General features: G+C 74.6%; 12 protein-coding genes. 9 read left to right on the top strand and 3 right to left on the bottom strand.

The window, feature by feature from the left end; all coding sequences use genetic code 11:
* Positions 1 to 2: 2 nt before the first annotated feature.
* Positions 3 to 1412, top strand: a complete 1410-nt coding sequence (locus DKT68_RS27430) for an amidase (protein ID WP_109820275.1) — start codon at positions 3 to 5, stop codon at positions 1410 to 1412.
* A gap of 74 nt (positions 1413 to 1486) precedes the next feature.
* On the top strand, positions 1487 to 2707 hold the full coding sequence (ilvA, locus tag DKT68_RS27425) for a threonine ammonia-lyase (protein WP_109820274.1): 1221 nt from the start codon (positions 1487 to 1489) through the stop codon (positions 2705 to 2707).
* A gap of 59 nt (positions 2708 to 2766) precedes the next feature.
* Here the strand turns inward: ilvA and greA are convergent, their stop codons facing one another.
* Positions 2767 to 3264: a transcription elongation factor GreA gene (greA, locus tag DKT68_RS27420; RefSeq protein WP_109820273.1), complete on the bottom strand. Its 498-nt coding sequence runs from the start codon at positions 3262 to 3264 to the stop codon at positions 2767 to 2769.
* A 167-nt stretch (positions 3265 to 3431) separates the two neighbouring features.
* Positions 3432 to 3872, bottom strand: a complete 441-nt coding sequence (locus DKT68_RS27415) for a DUF4307 domain-containing protein (RefSeq protein ID WP_109820272.1) — start codon at positions 3870 to 3872, stop codon at positions 3432 to 3434.
* 197 nt (positions 3873 to 4069) lie between these two features.
* Between DKT68_RS27415 and mca the strand changes: the two genes are divergently transcribed.
* The 7 genes from mca to purE all read left to right on the top strand — a co-directional run bounded on the left by mca (position 4070) and on the right by purE (position 13078).
* Complete coding sequence (mca, locus tag DKT68_RS27410; protein ID WP_109820271.1) at positions 4070 to 4951, top strand: mycothiol conjugate amidase Mca; 882 nt, start codon at positions 4070 to 4072, stop codon at positions 4949 to 4951.
* Between the two features lie 48 nt (positions 4952 to 4999).
* On the top strand, positions 5000 to 5293 hold the full coding sequence (locus DKT68_RS27405) for a hypothetical protein (protein WP_109820270.1): 294 nt from the start codon (positions 5000 to 5002) through the stop codon (positions 5291 to 5293).
* 182 nt (positions 5294 to 5475) lie between these two features.
* A complete protein-coding gene (locus tag DKT68_RS27400; RefSeq protein WP_109820269.1) occupies positions 5476 to 8007 on the top strand; it encodes a putative bifunctional diguanylate cyclase/phosphodiesterase in 2532 nt (843 codons plus the stop codon).
* A 114-nt stretch (positions 8008 to 8121) separates the two neighbouring features.
* Positions 8122 to 9009: a hypothetical protein gene (locus tag DKT68_RS27395; protein WP_109820268.1), complete on the top strand. Its 888-nt coding sequence runs from the start codon at positions 8122 to 8124 to the stop codon at positions 9007 to 9009.
* 91 nt (positions 9010 to 9100) lie between these two features.
* Positions 9101 to 11137, top strand: coding sequence for a thioredoxin domain-containing protein (locus tag DKT68_RS27390; protein WP_109820267.1), 2037 nt, complete (start codon positions 9101 to 9103; stop codon positions 11135 to 11137).
* Between the two features lie 221 nt (positions 11138 to 11358).
* Positions 11359 to 12534, top strand: coding sequence for a 5-(carboxyamino)imidazole ribonucleotide synthase (locus tag DKT68_RS27385; RefSeq protein WP_109820266.1), 1176 nt, complete (start codon positions 11359 to 11361; stop codon positions 12532 to 12534).
* 52 nt (positions 12535 to 12586) lie between these two features.
* Entirely contained in the window at positions 12587 to 13078 is a 492-nt protein-coding gene (purE, locus tag DKT68_RS27380; RefSeq protein ID WP_109820265.1) for a 5-(carboxyamino)imidazole ribonucleotide mutase, read from the top strand.
* A gap of 213 nt (positions 13079 to 13291) precedes the next feature.
* Here purE and DKT68_RS27375 read toward each other — a convergent pair.
* The coding region (locus tag DKT68_RS27375; protein WP_109820264.1) for an SCO7613 C-terminal domain-containing membrane protein at positions 13292 to 17813 on the bottom strand (4522 nt) is incomplete at its 5' end.

The raw sequence follows: 17813 nt of genomic DNA, 5'->3' as shown, positions 1-17813 counted from the left end.
GGATGGCCGTGCAGGACATCATGGCGACCTGGGTCGGGGCGACCGCCAAGCAGATCGCCCGGGGCGTACGCAGGGGCGACATCTCGGCCACCCAGGTCGTCGCCGACCACCTCGAACACATCGCGCGCGCCGACGGCGAGCTGGCCGCGTTCCGCGCCGTGCGCGGCGGCGAGGCGATCACCGAGGCGGAGAAGGTCGACGAGCAGGAGGACCTCGCCAACCTGCCGCTGGCCGGGGTGCCGATAGCGGTGAAGGAGAACACGCCTGTCGCCGGCCTGCCCACCTGGAACGGGTCGGCCGCCGTACGCACCGTCGTCGCGGAGGCCGACCACGAGGTGGTCCGCCGCCTGCGCGGCGCCGGTGCGGTGATCCTCGGCGTGACCCGGATGCCCGAGCTGGGGCTGTGGGCGCTGACCGACGACAGCAGCGCGGTGACCCGGAATCCGTGGGACAGGGCGCGTACCCCCGGCGGTTCCTCCGGCGGCGCCGCCGCCGCGGTGGCCGCCGGGCTGGTGCCGATCGCGCACGGCAACGACGGCCTCGGCTCGATCCGGATCCCGGCGGCCTGCTGTGGTCTGGTCGGGCTCAAGCCCGGCCGGGGCGTGGTCCCCTGCCAGCTCGGCGCGGACGACTGGTTCGGCCTCACCGAGCACGGCATGTTGACCACCACGGTGGCCGACGCGGCGGCCGGCTTCTCGGTGCTCGCCGGTCGGCGACCGGAGAAGCTGGTGCCGCCGCAGCGGCTGCGGGTGGGCGTCTCGCTGCGCTCCCCGGTGCGGGGTGTCTCGCCGGACGCGCCCAACCGGGACGCGGTCGCCGCCGCCGGCCGGCTGCTCGCCGCCGCCGGGCACGACACCGTGCCGGCCGACCCGGTCTATCCCACCTCGCTCGGCCTGCAGGGCATCGCCACCTGGTTCGCCGCCGCTGCCGCCGACGTCCGGGCCGCCGGGCTGGACCGGCGCGACCTGCAACGGCGTACCCGGCGGCACGTGGCGCTGGGCGAGTGGGCGCAGCGCCGCGGCTACGTCCGGGAGGCCGACCGGGCCGCCTGGCGGCAGCGCTCGACCGACTTCTTCACCGACCACTCCGTCGACCTGCTGCTCACCCCGGCGCTGGCCAGCGTGCCGCCCGAGGCCGCGCGCTGGGCCGACCGGTCCTGGCGGGCCAACATGACGGCGAACATCCGGTACGCGCCGTACGCGGCCCCGTGGAACATCGCCGGCCTGCCGGCGATCGTGGTGCCGGTGGGTCGCCGCCCGGACGGGCTGCCCGTCGCCGTGCAGCTGGTCGGTCCGCCCGGCTCGGAGCTGCTCCTGCTCGGCGTCGCGGGCCAGTTCGAGATGGCCGCCCCGTGGTCCCGGCACGCCCCCGGCTACCCCCGCGTCGGAACGGGGACGCCGGCCACCGCATGACCGTCCACGGCGTGCGCCGTGGCGACCCCGGTGTCGCCGCAGGGGGTGCCGGGAGCGGGTGGCACGATCGGGGCATGACGGAACTGGTGGGTCTCGACGACGTGCGGGCCGCACGGGAACTGCTCGCCGGCGTCACCCGGACCACCCCGCTGGAGCCCTCCCGGCCGCTGAGCGCGGCACTGGGCGGGCCGACCTGGCTGAAGTGCGAGAACGTGCAGCGGGCCGGCTCGTACAAGGTCCGCGGCGCGTACGTGCGGATCTCCCGGCTGTCGGCGGCGGAGCGGGAGCGCGGCGTGGTCGCGGCGAGCGCGGGCAACCACGCGCAGGGCGTGGCGCTGGCCGCCGGCCTGGTGGGCACCCACGCCACGGTCTTCATGCCGGTCAACGCGCCGCTGCCGAAGGTGGCCGCCACCAAGGGGTACGGCGCGCAGGTCGAGTTGGCCGGCAACACGGTCGACGAGGCGTTGGTCGCCGCGCACACGTACGCCGAGCGCACCGGCGCGGTGCTGATCCACCCGTTCGACCACCCGGATGTGATCGCCGGCCAGGGCACGGTGGCGCTGGAGATCCTCGAACAGTGCCCGGACGTGCGGACCATCATCACCGGCGTGGGTGGTGGCGGTCTGATCTCGGGCATGGCGGTGGCCGCCAAGGCCCTGCGACCGGACGTCCGGATCATCGGTGTGCAGGCGGCCGGGGCGGCGGCCTTCCCGCCCTCCCTGGTGGCCGGGGAGCCGGTCCGGTTGCCCGCCTTCTCCACCATCGCGGACGGCATCGCGGTCGGCCGGCCGGGGGAGATCACCTTCAACCACGTCCGCAAGCTGGTCGACCAGATCGTCACGGTCTCCGAGGAGGACATCTCCCGGGCTCTGCTGATGCTGCTGGAGCGCGGCAAGCAGGTGGTCGAGCCGGCCGGCGCGGTCGGCGTGGCCGCGCTGCTGGCCGGTGTCGTGGAGGTGGAGACCCCGGTGGTCGCGGTGCTCTCCGGCGGCAACATCGACCCGCTGCTGATGATGCGGGTGATCGAGCACGGTCTGGCCGCCGCGGGTCGCTACCTGCGGGTGACGGTGCGCTGCTCGGACCGGCCCGGGCAGCTCGCCTCGCTGCTCAGCCAGATCGCCGAGCACCGGGCCAACGTGGTGGACGTGGAACACCAGCGGGCCAACCCGCACCTGAGCCTCGGTGAGGTGGAGGTGGCGCTGTCGGTGGAGACCCGGGGCGTGGAGCACTCGGACACGCTGATCAGTGCCCTGCGGGCCAGCGGCTATCAGGTGGTCTTCGCCGCCGAGGCGTGACACGCGCAGGTGTCACGCCTCGACGGCGGTGCGCCTGAGAGGTGGTGCGCCGGCCGCGGTCAGCCGGAGAACGGCTCGAAGCCGACCACGGTCACCTTGATGTCGGCGCCGCTCGGCGCCGTGTAGGTGCAGGTCTGGCCGGGCCGACCGCCCAGGATCGCCTTGCCCAGCGCCGACTCGGGGCTGTAGACGGTCAGGTCGGTGGTGGACGCGATCTCCCGGGAGCCGAGCAGGAAGGTCTCGGTGTCCTCGGTGTCGTCGTCGAAGTAGATCGTCACCACCATGCCGGGCGACACCACGTCCGCCGTCGGCGCCTCGCCGACCTTGGCGGTGCGCAGCAGCTCCTGCAGGTAGCGGATGCGGCCCTCGGCCTTGCCCTGCTCCTCGCGCGCGGCGTGGTAGCCGCCGTTCTCCCGCAGGTCGCCCTCCTCTCGCCGCGCGTTGATCTCCGCGGCGATCGCCGGGCGGTTGGCGATGTGCTCGTCGAGCTCCGCCTGGAGGCGGTCGTACGCGTCCTGGGACAGCCAGGTTGCGGGCGCCTCGTTGCCAGTGGACACAGGCGTTCTCCTCAGTTGTGCGTGGCTGGCTGACAGGTGAACTACCAAGTTACCAGTGCGGTACGACACAGGGTGTCGGTGATCACCGCTGGTGTCCGCATCCGACACCGCGAGTAGGTGCCCCCACGGGACCTCCGCGGCGGTCTGCCGCGGTGCGTTCCCGCAGGTCAGGCCGGGGCTCGGCAGCGCAGCACCTCGCCGATGAACGGCCGCGCGGTCGTCGCCAGGCGGTGCCGGGTGGTGACGTGCCGGTCGCCCGGCCCGGCGGTCACCGTGACCTCCTCGCGGGCCACCTCGGCGCCGGCCCGGTCGCGGGCACGCAGCGCGCAGACCGCCGATCCGCCCGGAGGTACGGTCACCCGGAACTCGAGCAGCACCTGGTTGTCCGTGATGTCCGTGTAGGTGATTACCTGGGCGTCGTAGACCGGGTCGCCGTACTGCTGGTACAGCCGGAACGAGATCAGGGTCAGCGTTCCCAGCAGCGCCACGAGCGCCAGCGCGGCCAGCAGCGTGCGGCGGCCCCGTCCGCCGGGCGCCCGGCGCCGGCCGTAGCGGCCAGCCGGAAAAACTGGCGCACCCGGTGAAATTGTGGCGTGCGTCTCGGTCACCGGCGGGTATCTCCTGGCGTTGTTGTCGGCGGCATCGGCAAGAATGACAGAGTCCATCCTCCCAGCCCGGCCCGACGGCAGGAACGGCAGGTCGGGCCCCGTGGCGCCAACCGGCGACGGGGTGCGGAGGATCCCGGCAGGTCAGCCGGTCGAGCCCGGTCGGGTCCACCGTCCGGCACAGACGAGGAGCGCCGAAGTTGGCAGAGCAACTGCGTCTCATGGCCGTCCACGCCCATCCGGACGACGAGTCGAGCAAGGGCGCGGCGACCATGGCGAAGTACGTCGCCGAGGGGGTGGACGTCCTGGTCGTGACGTGCACCGGCGGTGAGCGCGGCAGCGTGCTCAACCCCAAGCTCGACCGGCCCGACGTGTGGGCCAACATCGCCGACATCCGGCGTGCCGAGATGGACGCCGCCCGGGCGATCCTCGGCGTCGAGCAGGCCTGGCTCGGCTTCGTCGACTCGGGGCTGCCCGAGGGCGACCCGCTGCCGCCGCTGCCCGAGGGCTGCTTCGCCCTCCAGGACGTCGAGGTGGCCGCCGGCCCGCTGGTGCGGCTCATGCGCGAGTTCCGCCCGCACGTCGTCACCACGTACGACGAGGAGGGGGGCTACCCGCACCCCGACCACATCATGTGCCACAGGGTGAGCGTGGCCGCGTTCGAGGCCGCCGGCGACCCGGAGCGCTACCCGGAGCTGGGCGCCCCGTGGCAGCCGCTGAAGCTCTACTACGACATCGGCTTCTCCAAGGCCAAGATCATGGCGCTGCACGAGGGCATGCTCGCGGCCGGCCTCGAATCGCCCTACGAGGAGTGGCTCAAGCGCTGGGAGGAGCGGCCCGACAAGGGCCCGCGCATCACCACCCGCGTGGAGTGCGCCGAATACTTCCCGGTCCGCGACGACGCCCTGCGCGCCCACGCCACCCAGGTCGACCCGGACGGCTTCTGGTTCCACGTGCCCATGGAGCTGCAGCGGCGCGCCTGGCCGACGGAGGACTTCGAGCTGGCCCGTTCGATGGTCGACAGCCCGATGCCCGAGTCCGACCTCTTCGCGGGAGTGCGGGAGACGGCGCACGCGCGCTGATTCCGCGCGGAGCTACCCTGGTAGGCAGTCGCACATCGGAGGAACGCCATGCTGACCGCTTCCCAGGTGCTCGCGGAGAACAACTTCGGGGACACCCGCACGGGTGGCCTGGCCGGTCCGATGGGTCTCTTCCTCATCCTGGTGCTGGCCACCGCGACCATCCTGCTGATCCGCAACATGAACGCCCGGCTGCGCCGGTTGCCCGACCGGTTCCCGCAGCAGACGCAGCCGACCGACCCGACCAGGGCCGAAGGGGCAGTCGTCGATCCGACAGACGGGACCGGAGCGCGTGATTCCTCCACGCCCGCTCCCAATGGGCACCAGCAGCACCGGAACGGGTAGTCCGCGCATGATTCACGTCGAACCGGGTGGTCGCCCCCTGTTGCGACCACCCGGTTTGGCTTAGCCTTCCGCCGGGGGGACCAAAAGTCCCCGAGCCGTGCGCGGGAGGGGGCGCCGATGACCGTCACAGCACCGGCCGCCCGCCGTATCGTCGTCGGTCGGTCGGCTGACGGGGGAGGTCGATGACCTCCGGTCCGGCCGCCGAGCCGTTCGACCGGCTCGGGGTGCGCGGCACACCTGCCCGGTTGCTCGTCCTCACCGCCGCCGTGACGCTGACCGCCCTCGTCGCCGCCGGGGTGGGGCTGGCCCTCCCGGCGAGGTTGCCGTCCGACGACCCGCTGGGCGGTCCGGCGCGCTTCGGCATCGCCGTCGCGGTCGTCGCCGTCGCCCAGTTCGCCCGGCTGCGGTTCCGCTCGGCAGCCGGCATGGTCAGCATCACCTGGGGCGAGGCGGCGTTGATCGTCTGTCTCTACCTGGCCCCGGCCGGCTGGCTGCCGTCGGCCACCCTGCTCGGCGCCGGGCTGGCCTGGACGGTGCTCTCGCTGCACAACGACCGCCGTCCCGTGCTGGAGATCGTCCGGATCGCCGCGTCGCTGGCCGCCGCGGCGGCGCTGGCCGTGTCCGTGGCAACCGCGCTGGGGCATCCGCTGCTCGCCCGGCCCACCCCGATGCTGGCGTTGGCCGTGATCGTGGGCTCGGTGACGTACCTCCTGGTGACCGCCTGGCTCAGCGGGGTGACGTTGGGCCTGCGGCACGGGCTGCCGATCGGGCCGCCGCTGCTCGCCGCGCTGCGCGGCAAGCTGCTGATGTTCGTCGGCAACGTGGCGGTCGGCCTGGTGGTGGTCGCGTTGCTGGAGCTGGACGCGCGCTGGCTGCTGCTGCTCCCGCCGTTGCTGTGGCTGCTCCAGCAGACCTACCGCTTCCGGCTGCGCGCCGACCAGGAACGCCGGACGTGGCGAGCCTTCGCCGAGGCCACCGCGGCCCTCAACCAGCTCGACGAGCGGGGCGTCGCCAGCGCGGCGGTGACCGGCGCGCTGACGCTGTTCAACGCCGAGCTGGTCGACGTGGACGTGGCCCGCGCCGACGGCCGGTGGCGTCGCTACCGGGGTGACGCCGGCGGCCAGTTGGTCGACCGGGAGGTGGGCCCGCCGGACGGGTCGGAACCCGACGAGCACGAGCTGGTCCGTTCGCTGTCGGTGGGCGCCGCTCCGGTCGGCCGGCTGCGGGTCCGGTTCCCCCGCTCCGCTCCGCCCACCGCCCGGGAACGCGACGCGGTGGCCGCGTTCGGCGACGCGCTAGCCGCCGCGCTGCACGACGCCGCGACCCACCGCGAGCTGCGGCTGGTCACCGCCCGGTCGTCGTACGAGGCGGTCCACGACCCGCTCACCGGGCTGGCCAACCGGGCGGCCATGCTCAGCAAGGGCGACCAGTCGCTGCGGCAGCTCGCGCACGATCACCCGGTGGCGTTGCTGCTGCTGGACATCAACCAGTTCAAGGAGGTCAACGACACCCTCGGGCACGCCGCCGGCGACCAGCTGCTGCGGCTGACCGCGAACCGGCTCAGCGCGTTGGTCCGCCCCGGCGACCTGCTCGGCCGGCTCGGTGGCGACGAGTTCGCGCTGCTGCTCACCTCGGTGCCGGTGCTCGGTGACCGGGCCGCCCCGATGGCGCACGCGCTGCGCCAAGCCCGGGAGATCGCCGAACGGCTGGCCGCGCCGACCGAGGTGGCCGGGGTACGGATGTCGATCGAGGTCTCCGTCGGTGTGGTCGTGGCCGACGCCGGCACCGCCGACCTGACCGAGCTGCTGCGTCGCGCCGACATCGCGATGTACCAGGCCAAGGAGGGTGGCGGCAGTGTCGCCGCGTACGACAGCGCCCGCGACGCGGCCAGCACCGACCAGCTCGCCCTGCTGGCCGAGCTGCGCGAGGCGCTGAAGGTCGACGACCAGCTGGTGCTGGCGTTGCAGCCGGCGGTCGACCTGGCCACCGGTGCGCCCACCGGCGTCGAGGCGTTGATCCGGTGGCGGCATCCCCGGCGCGGCTGGCTGGGCCCGGCCGACTTCATCCGCCCGGTGGAGAACAGCGAGCAGCTCGGGACCTTCACCCGGTACGTGCTGGACAAGGCGCTCGGCGTGGCCGCCGACTGGGCCCGGGAGGGGCTGGACGTCCCGATCTCCGTCAACCTGTCGGCGCGCAGCCTGCTCGACCCCCGGCTGCCGGCGGAGATCGCCGACGCGCTGCGCCGGCACCAGGTGCCGCCACGCCGGCTCGTCCTGGAGATCACCGAGACGGTGGTGATGAGCGAGCTGGAGGTCATCGACGAGGTGCTGGCCACGCTTCGCTCGATGGGTGTGCAGCTCGCGGTGGACGACTTCGGCACCGGGTTCTCCTCGCTGACCTTCCTGACCCGCATCGCGGTGGACGAGTTGAAGGTCGACCGCTCGTTCGTGATCCGGATGGCGGACTCGCCGGAGGCGGCGGCCATCGTGCGCACCACCGTGGGCCTCGCCCACGAGCTGGGGCTGCGGGTGGTGGCCGAGGGGGTGGAGACCGCCGAGCAGCGGTTGGCCCTGGCCGAGCTGGGCTGTACCTCCGCGCAGGGATACCACTTCTTCAAGCCGATGCCCGCGGACAAGATCGGGGCGGTGCTCGGGTCGCTGCGCGACTCGGCGGAGTCGAACGTCTTCCGGCTCCGCGCCGACGGCGCTTCCTGACCCTGGTCGCTCCCGGACGGGGCAGTCAATCACCGGCCGAGCCCCTAGAGTCGATTGAGCTGCGCAGATGTGTGGATCTCCGCAGCCGACACGTCCACCTGTCGAAGGGGCAGCATGCGACTCTCCCGAAAACGTCCCATCCTCGCGGCGACGCTCGCGCTGACCGCCGCTGCGCTCGGCGCGCTGGTCGCGGCTCCACCCGTGCAGGCCAAGGCACCCCAGTCCGCCTCGCTGACGGTGACCGGTGACGCGGACGACCCGGTCACCGAGGGCCGGAGCTACTCGTTCGCCACGGCGAGCGGGGACGGCTTCAACGTATGGGGCACGGCCAACCACCTCACCGTCCAGGTCTTCGACCCGCCCGCCGGCCCCTGGACCATCGACCTGAGCGCGCCGGTCGGTCAGTCCCTGGCCGTGGGCACCTACACGGGCGCCACCGGGAACACCTACGAGAGCCCTCTGCCGGGGATCGCGCTGAGCGGCAACGACCGGATCTGTTCGTACGGGCAGACGGGCTCCTTCACCGTCACCGACATCTCCTGGGGCCCCTACGGCTACCTGGAGCGGTTCGACGCCACGTTCGAGCAGCGCTGCAACTACAGCACGGGCTCGGCCCGCGGTGAGGTGCACGTCGCCAACCCGCCGGCGCCGCCGGTGCTCGCCGTCGGCGTGGAGGTGGCCGCCTCGGGCACCATCGACACCGGGACCGGCGAGGCGACGGTGCGCGGCACGGTGACCTGCACCGCACCGGCCACGGTCTACGTGGAGGGCCAGCTCAGGCAGGCAGGGCACGGGCAGCTCGCCGAGGGCATCGTGCGGGCGGAGGTCGCGTGCACCCCCGGCGCCCCGATCGCCTGGACGTCGAGTTCACCCTCGTTCAGCGCCACCCCGTTCCGGCGGGGCGACGTGGCGGTGACCGCCAACGCCCTCTCCTACGACACGACGTACGACATCTTCGTCAGCGACTCCGACACGGCCACGGTCAGGCTGAAGCGGAGCTGATCCGGTCCCGGTCCGGGCCCCGGGACCCGGACCGGGACCGCGGACCGGTGACCACCGGGCGGGACGGGCCGGGGGTGGTTATGGTCGTCGGGTGAACCGACTCGCCGGCGCCACCAGTCCGTACCTCCTCCAGCACGCCGACAATCCGGTCGACTGGTGGCCGTGGTGCGACGAGGCGTTCGCCGAGGCGAAGCGGCGGGACGTGCCGGTGCTCATCTCGGTGGGTTACGCCGCCTGTCACTGGTGCCACGTGATGGCCCACGAGTCGTTCGAGAACGAGCAGGTCGGCGCCCTGATGAACGACGACTTCGTGTCGATCAAGGTGGACCGGGAGGAGCGACCGGACGTCGACGCCGTCTACATGACCGCCACCCAGGCGATGACCGGGCAGGGCGGCTGGCCGATGACCGTCTTCGCCACCCCGGACGGCACCCCGTTCTTCTGCGGCACCTACTTCCCGCGGCCGAACTTCGTGCAGTTGCTCCAGTCGGTCGCCGCCGCCTGGCGGGACCAGCGCGAGGCGGTGGTGCGCCAGGGCGCCGCGGTGGTCGAGGCGATCGGCGGCGCCCAGGCCGTCGGCGGTCCCACCGCGCCGCTGGACGCCCCGCTGCTCGACGCCGCGGCCGCCACGCTGGCCAACGAGTACGACGCGAGGAACGCCGGCTTCGGAGGCGCCCCGAAGTTCCCACCGCACATGAACCTGCTCTTCCTGCTGCGCCACCACCAACGCACCGGCGACCCGCGCAGCCTGGAGATCGTCCGGCACACGGCCGAGGCGATGGCCCGAGGCGGCATCTACGACCAGCTCGCGGGAGGTTTCGCCCGCTACTCCGTCGACGCGCACTGGACGGTGCCGCACTTCGAGAAGATGCTCTACGACAACGCGCTGCTGCTCCGGGTCTACAGCCAGCTCTGGCGGCTGACCGGCGACCCGCTCGCCCGCCGGGTCGCCCGGGACACCGCCCGGTTCCTCGCCGACGAGCTGCACCGGCCGGGGGAGGGCTTCGCGTCCGCGCTGGACGCCGACACCGAGGGCGTCGAGGGGCTCACCTACGCCTGGACGCCCACCCAACTCGTCGAGGTGCTGGGCGAGGAGGACGGCCGGTGGGCGGCCGACCTGTTCGGCGTGACCGAGGCGGGCACCTTCGAACACGGCACGAGCGTGCTGCGGCTCGCCCGGGACGTCGACGACGTGGCACCCGAGATCCGGGCCCGCTGGCAGCAGGTGGTGGGACGGCTGCTCACGGCCCGGGACAGCCGTCCACAGCCGGCCCGTGACGACAAGGTGGTGGCCGCCTGGAACGGCCTGGCGATCACCGGCATCGTCGAGTTCCTCCAGGTCGCCGCGCTGTACGCGTCGCCGCAGGACGAGGACGCCAACGTCATGGAGGGCGTGACCATCGTCGCCGACGGCGCGATGCGCGACACCGCCGAGCACCTGGCCACCGTGCACCTGGTGGACGGCCGGTTGCGCCGGGTCTCCCGGAACGGCGTGGTCGGTGAGCCGGCGGGTGTGCTGGAGGACTACGGCTGCGTGGCCGAGGCGTTCTGCGCGCTGCACCAACTCACCGGCGAGGGCCGCTGGCTCACCCTGGCCGGCGGGCTGCTGGACACCGCGCTGGAGCACTTCGCCGCTTCCGGGGGCGCCTTCTACGACACGGCCGACGACGCGGAGCAGCTGGTCACCCGGCCGGCCGACCCGACCGACAACGCCACCCCGTCCGGCCGGTCGGCGCTGGTCGCCGGGCTGGTCGCGTACGCGGCGCTGACCGGGGAGACACGCTACCGGGAGGCCGCCGAGGTGGCGCTCGGCACGGTCGCGCCGATCGTCGGGCAGCACGCCCGGTTCACCGGGTACGCGGCCACGGTCGGCGAGGCGCTGCTCTCCGGGCCGTACGAGATCGCCGTGGTGACCGACGACCCGGTCGGCGACCCGCTGGTGGCGGCGGCCCGGCGGCACGCCCCGCCCGGCGCGGTGCTGGTCGCCGGCCGCCCGGACCAGCCCGGGGTGCCGCTGCTCGCCGACCGGCCGCTGGTCGACGGGCGGTCCGCCGCGTACGTCTGCCGGGGCTTCGTCTGCCAGCGCCCGGTCACCTCGGTCGAGGAGCTGGTCGCCGAGCTGAGGTGAGCGCCCGCGCCGGTCCGCCTCGGTGGCTGCCCCGTGCAGGCGCACGCCGCCCGCCTCGGTGGTTGCCCCGTGCAGGCGCACGCCGCCCACCTCGGTGGTTGCCCGCTGTAGCGCCCTGCCCGGGCGCCGAGGGGCGGCCCGTGGTGGCCGGGACCGGTCGACGGCGTGAGCGCCGGCCCTCCCGGCGGCCACGTCGGCGGCCCGGATAGGCTGGCCGCGCTATGGATTCCCGTACCGGTCTGCCTGTTGTCGGCATGGTGGGTGGTGGCCAGCTGGCCCGGATGACCCACCAGGCCGCGATCGCCCTCGGCCAGTCACTGCGCGTGCTCGCGGCCGCCCCCGACGACGGCGCGGCGCTGGTCGCCGCCGACGTCCAGTACGGCGACCACACCGACCTGGCCGCACTGCGCACCTTCGCCAAGAGCTGCGACGTGGTCACGTTCGACCACGAGCACGTGCCGACCGAGCACATTCGCACGCTGGCGGCCGAGGGCGTCACCCTGCACCCGCCGGCGGACGCGCTGCTGCACGCCCAGGACAAGCAGGTCATGCGGGAACGCCTGGCCGAGCTGGGCGCGCCCAACCCGAGATGGCGGCCGGTCGGCGAGACCGCCGACCTGGTCGGCTTCGGCGAGCAGGTCGGCTGGCCGGTGGTGCTCAAGGCGGCCCGGGGTGGCTACGACGGCCGGGGGGTCTGGCTGGTCGACGACGCCGTCCAGGCCACCGAGCTGGCCCGGACGCTGCTCGCCGGTGGCACCCGCCTGATCGTCGAGGAGCGGGTGCCGCTGCGCCGCGAGCTGGCGGTGCAGGTGGCCCGCTCGCCGTTCGGCCAGGTGGCCGCGTACCCGGTCGTCGAGACCGTGCAGCGGGACGGCATCTGTGTGGAGGTGCTGGCCCCGTCGCCCGACCTGGACGAGGAGCTGGCGGTCGCCGCCCAGCAGCTCGCCATCGACCTGGCCACCGCGCTCGGCGTGGTCGGCCTGCTCGCCGTGGAACTCTTCGAGGTGCGCGACGCGGCCGGCCGGCCCGCGATCGTGGTCAACGAGCTGGCGATGCGCCCGCACAACTCCGGCCACTGGACCATCGAGGGCGCCCGGACCTCCCAGTTCGAGCAGCACCTGCGGGCGGTGCTGGACTACCCGATGGGCGACACGACGCTCGCCGCACCGGTGGTGGTGATGGCGAACGTGCTCGGCGGCGAGCCGGGCGGGATGTCGATCGACGAGCGGCTGCACCACCTCTTCGCCGCAGAGCCGGGGGCGAAGGTGCACCTCTACGGCAAGCAGGTGCGACCCGGCCGCAAGATCGGGCACGTCACGGTGCTCGGCGACGACCTGGACGACGTACGGGCGCGGGCCGCGCGGGCGGTGCGCTGGCTGCGCGAGGGGCACGAGTGAACGCGCGGGGCGTGCTTCCGGGCCTCGGAGCCGCGAACGAAGGGGAGTCGCAGTGAGCACGGTCGGGCTGATCATGGGCAGTGACTCGGACTGGCCGACCATGCGGGCGGCGGCGGAGGTGCTGGACGACTTCGGGGTGCCGTACGAGGTCCGGGTGATCTCGGCGCACCGCACCCCGGTCGCCATGATCGAGTACGGCCGCGACGCCGCCGACCGTGGCCTGAAGGTGATCATCGCTGGTGCCGGCGGTGCCGCCGCGCTGCCGGGCATGGTCGCCTCGGTGACCCCGCTGCCGGTGATCGGCGTGCCGGTGCCGCTGAAGCACCTCGACGGCATGGACTCGCTGCTGTCCATCGTCCAGATGCCGGCCGGGATCCCGGTGGCCACCGTCTCGATCGGCAACGCCCGCAACGCCGGCCTGCTCGCCGTGCGGATCCTCGGCGCGGCCGACGAGCAACTGCGCGCCAGGATGACGAGCTACCAGCAGGACCTGGAGGAGCTGGTAGCCACCAAGGAAGCCGCCCTCCACGCCACCCTGACCTGACCCGCCCTCCCGGCGAAGGGCTTCCGGCGACCCCCAAACCCCTCACTCCGCTGGTCACCTGGACTCTGCGCGCACCTTCCCTGTCGGGTGGATCTCGCGGCGTGCGGTCGTCCTGGCCTCGCGGGATGGTGGGTCGGCCCGCTCACCGCACCCGGCGCACGAACCCGGCCCGCTCGCCGTGCCCACTCGCTCTGGCCGCACGGACCGTCCGCCTTATCTCATGCCGCGTAGGGCGGTCTGAAGGCGTTCCTGGGCGCGTCGGCGGCGCTCGTTGCTGGCGCCGAGCACCAGCAGCAGGATGCCCACCGGGATCAGTGCCAGCCACGGGCCCAGGCTGAACAGCGCGTGGATCGCGGTGATCGCGGTGACGGACGCGCCGACGATCACCGGCGCCTGCTGCCGGCTGGACGAGCCGAAGATCAACACCGCCACCGCGCCGAGCAGCAGCAGCATCTGCCGCAGCGTGCTGGACTCGGTGGCGAGCACGATCGCCAGGGTCGGCACGAACGCGGCGACGAGCGCCGGCCCGTACGCGACCCAGCTGCTCATGTCCGATCGGTGGCGCAGCTCCAGCACACCGACCAGCAGCGCCAGCGCGGCGAACGGCAGCGTGTACGCCTCGGGCAGCGCCACGTCGGCGACCCGCATCAGGATCCACCAGGCGGTGATCTCGCAGGCCACCACGGCCCAGAACAGGATCCGGCGCTCCACGGGCCGGCGGCCGGGCCGGGTGGCCGCCACCCCGAGGACCGCGCCCCAGGCGGCCAGCAGGGCGGCGATGTGCCGGGGCGAGTCGAAGGCGAGGGCCAGCGCGATGAGCGCCGCCGCGTACCCGCTCCACTCCACGGTCGCGGCCTCGCGCTGTGCCTCCGGGCGCCGCAGCCGGGGCAGGGTCGCCGCGAACACCTGCAGGGCCGCTCCGACCGCGAGCACCCCGAACGCGGACCAGACCGCGGCCAGCCCGGCCACCAGACCCGCGGTGAGCACGAAGAGTTGCGCCATCAGCGAGGCGAAGAGCCAGCCGAGGATGCGGGCGCGCTGGGTGGTGCCGTACAGGGCCGCCACCGCGCCCACGCCGACCGCGCCGCCGAGGGTGAACAGGGTCAGCTCCCGGGTGGCCAGGCTGCCGGCGAGCCCGGCGCCGCCGGCCGCCATGCCGATGACGAACACCAGCACCCGGGCCAGCCGCAGCGAGCGGGCCCGCTCGACCAGTGGTGGTGGCGGGGTCAGCGCGAGGCCGAGCATCGAGATGGTGAAGACGGAGAGCGCGGCGAGGGCGCTCGACGGCCAACCCCTGCCGAGCGCGATGGGCGCGATCAGCAGCGTGACGGCGGCGCCGGGCAGCACCACCGGCACGGCCCGCGAGCGCCGCCCGCCGCTGAACCCGGTGGCGGCCAGCGCCGCGGTCGCGGTGAGCAGCAGCGCGGTCAGCACGTGGGTCGGGTCGACCACGTCCGGCGGTGGGGTGAGGAGTTCCGGCGGCGGGCCCTCCCAGATGCGGGTCAGCGTGCGGTGCGGCTCGACCAGGGCGGTGACCAGGGCGGGCGCGATCGAGGCGAGCGCCAGGGCGGTCGGCAGAGCGGCCGCGGCCAGCGCGCCGGCGGACGGGCTGACCCGCCACCGCCGCCGTTCCGGGTCGTCCGGCAGCCGCCGCAGGGCGCCGTCGAGCAGCACGGCCCAGCGCCGGACCGGTTGGGCCGAGCCGGCCGGTGGCACGGTGGCCGCGCGGACCAGTTCGGCCAGTACGCCCAGCAGTGCGGCGGCGGCCGCGTAGACGCCCGAGGGGAGGCCGGTGGGGATGGCGGCGAGCGCGCTGATCGTGGCCCCGCCGACCACGGCCACGCTGACCCAGGGCAGGTACTGCGGGACGTGCCGGCGGACGGCGGCCACGGCGGCCAGGCCGAGGCTGGACGCGGCCAGCGCGGCGGTCAGCACCACCTGCGCCGAGTGTTCGAACTCGGCGGCCAGCGCCGCCACCGAGCCGGGAAGGGCGAGCAGCGCCGCACCGGCCGCCGCACCGCCGATCTGCACCAGGTGCGGGGGCATCCCCTCGGTCTCGATGTCGGTCACCTGCGGCCCGGCGAGGACGCGGGCCAACGTCGCCACCACCACGCCGATCAACGCGATGCTGCCCAGCGCCAGCGCGGTGGTCCACGGCCGGACCAGGCCGGCGCCGGCGGCGTGCAGCGCGACGATGCCGGCCACAGTGGCACGGGAGAGCCCGGCGCGGGCCTCCTCCGTGGCAACGGCGGCCATGCCGAAGACGGTGGCGACCATCCCGCCGACCAGGACCGGCGACCACCAGGGCAGGTCGAACGCGGCGGGCGCGCCGATCGTGGCGAGCACCACCGCCGCCCCGGACACGTCCCACCGCCACGGCGGCGGGAGCAGGATGCCGGCGGCGAGAGCCAGCAGGGCCAGCGCGACCGGGGCCTGCCAGGTGGCGCCGCCGGTCGGCGCGGCCGGCCAGCCGCTCAGGTCGCCGTCCCAGATCGGGCCCGGGGTCGCCAGCACGCCCAGCCCACCGCGCAGCGCCGTCCAGCCGGCGAGTACGCCGATCAGCACACCGCCGGCGGCGATGCCGAGGATCGGCCCGCGCCGCCACTCCTCGGGCATGGCGCGTGCCCCGACGGCGACCACCAGCACCAGGCCGGCGGCCACCGCCAGCTGCCCGCCCGGGGTGAGCACCGCGGCGATCCGGACCAGCGTGGCGATCAGGGCGGTGGTGACCGCCGCGGCGGCCAGGTCGGAGCCGTCCAGGGTGAGGTCGGAGCGGCGGCCGGCGTCGATCGACGGTGCCAGGAACAGCAGGACCGCGGCGACCAGCAGCAGCGCGCCGACCCAGGCGTCGGCGACGGTCGCCCCGGGCGCGCCGAAAGCGGCGGCGGTGACCACCAGCGCGCCCAGCCCGGTGCCGACGGACAGCGGCGTCGGGATGCGCCGTTGGGACACCTGCACCATGGCGGCGTAGCCGAGGGTCACGCAGACCGCGAGGAAGCTCGCCGCCAGCACCGGGACCGTCACCTCGCGCAGGCTGGCCGGGGTGGGTGTCGGGTCGGTGGGCACGGTGGCGGCCACGAACGCGGCGACCGCCCCGGGCAGCGCGAACGCGGCGCCCCCGGCGGCCCAGGCGGTGACCGTGTCGGCGGCGGCCGAGGCGATCCGAACCCGGGACGCCAGCGCGACCAGCGCGCCGGCCGCGAACAGGGTGAGCAGGACCGCGGCGGTGAGCGGCGGCCGGGCCAGGCTGGCGCCCGCGCCGAACAGGCCCACCACGGCGGCCCCGACGGCGTGCGCCAGCGCCGCCCGGGTGGTGCGTGCGGAGAGGCCGATCACCCCGATGCCGACGGCGGTGAGCACCATCGGCCAGGGGGCCGACGCCCAACCGAGACCGAAGGACGCCGGCACGGCGAGCGCGGTCAGCGCCGCGCCGGCGACCGCGAACTCGCGCCGGATCTCCGGTGGCAGGGCCAGCACCGCGGCGATGGTCAGCAGGAACGCGGCACCGGCGAGCTGCCAGGCGGTGGGCCCGACCGCGGCGGCCAGCTCGGCCGCGTACCGGTCGAGGTCGGCGCCCCAGGCGGGCAGCGCCGCCCGGACGGGGGCCACCCCGGCGCGCAGCGCGCCCCCGGCGACCACCAGCCCGCTGACGGTGAGCGCCACCGCCGAGGCGACCTGCGGGCCCCGGCGGGCGGCCTCGGGAACCGCGCGCACCGCCAGCCCGGTCACGGTGATGACCGCCGCGATCAGCAGCAACGCCCGGCCCGGAAGCGCCACCGAGGCGATCCGGCTGAACGTCCCGATGACGGCCAGGGTGAGGATGCCGGCCGCGACGTCGGGCAGCGGCGGCCGGCGCAGCACCAGCGCACCACCCAGCCCCACCGTGGCGGCCAGCAGGAGCACCACCCCGGCGCCGGTGGCCGCCGGCACGGTCTCCGCCCGGAGCAGGGCGGTGACCGCGTACGCCAGGGCGACGGCGACCGCCACCGCGTGGAGCAGCCAGATCAGCTCGCGTAGCCCGGGCACCGGGCGGATCGGCCGGGTGTCGGCGGTCCCGGAGGACGCGTCGATCACCTCGGCGGCCTCCTCCGGGTCGCCCTCGGGCCGGCTCTCCGCGCTTCGTTGCCGGGGCGCAGCCGGCGTGGCCGGGGTCGGGACAGGCAGGTCCTGCCGGACGGGCCGCTCCACCGTCACCACGGAGCGGGTCAGCCAGAGGTCGAGGAGGGCCACCAGGGTCAGCACCAGGGCCCAGCCGCCCGGGCCGGTGATCCGGTCGTACGCCAGCAGCGGCAGCACCGGCTGCGCGGCGAGCACGGTGGCGAACCGCGGTGTGCGCAGATCCGTCCAGCGGGCGTACCCGAACGCGACGGCGGTGGTGGCCGCGAAGATCATCCCGGCGAAGACCGCGCCGGAGGCGCCACCGCCGCCGATCCGGTCCACCGCCCAGAGGGCGTTGCCGGCCAGCGGCACCAGCAGCAGGCCGACCGCGGAGATCGTCTCGGCGGTCGAGGTGAGCCCGCGACGGGCCAGCGCCGGCGGGGCGAGCAGCATCAGCACGGTGGCGAGGAGCAGGATGCCGAGGCGGGCCAGCGCGTCCATCGAGCTGGTCGCCACCGCGGCGAAGACCACCGCGGACACGCCGAGCAGCAGCGCGCCCAGCCCGAGGGGGATGTTCTGCACCTCCCGGGAGGACGCCTCCGGGGGGTGCTCCGGGTCGTCCGCGTCCAGCCACGAC

Origin of the sequence: Micromonospora acroterricola (assembly GCF_003172955.1) — a bacterium.
GTDB classification, from domain to species: Bacteria; Actinomycetota; Actinomycetes; order Mycobacteriales; family Micromonosporaceae; genus Micromonospora; species Micromonospora acroterricola.
The sequence above is the reverse complement of the archived record's forward strand: the minus strand, read 5'-3'. Positions and strand labels throughout refer to the sequence as shown.

Excerpts from the sequence above, each read along its gene's own strand:
- DKT68_RS27430 (WP_109820275.1), top strand. The coding sequence starts at position 3 with ATGGCCGTGCAGGACATCATGGCGACCTGGGTCGGGGCGACCGCCAAG.
- ilvA (WP_109820274.1), top strand. The coding sequence starts at position 1,487 with ATGACGGAACTGGTGGGTCTCGACGACGTGCGGGCCGCACGGGAACTG.
- DKT68_RS27405 (WP_109820270.1), top strand. The coding sequence starts at position 5,000 with ATGCTGACCGCTTCCCAGGTGCTCGCGGAGAACAACTTCGGGGACACC.
- DKT68_RS27400 (WP_109820269.1), top strand. The coding sequence starts at position 5,476 with ATGACCTCCGGTCCGGCCGCCGAGCCGTTCGACCGGCTCGGGGTGCGC.
- DKT68_RS27395 (WP_109820268.1), top strand. The coding sequence starts at position 8,122 with ATGCGACTCTCCCGAAAACGTCCCATCCTCGCGGCGACGCTCGCGCTG.
- DKT68_RS27385 (WP_109820266.1), top strand. The coding sequence starts at position 11,359 with ATGGATTCCCGTACCGGTCTGCCTGTTGTCGGCATGGTGGGTGGTGGC.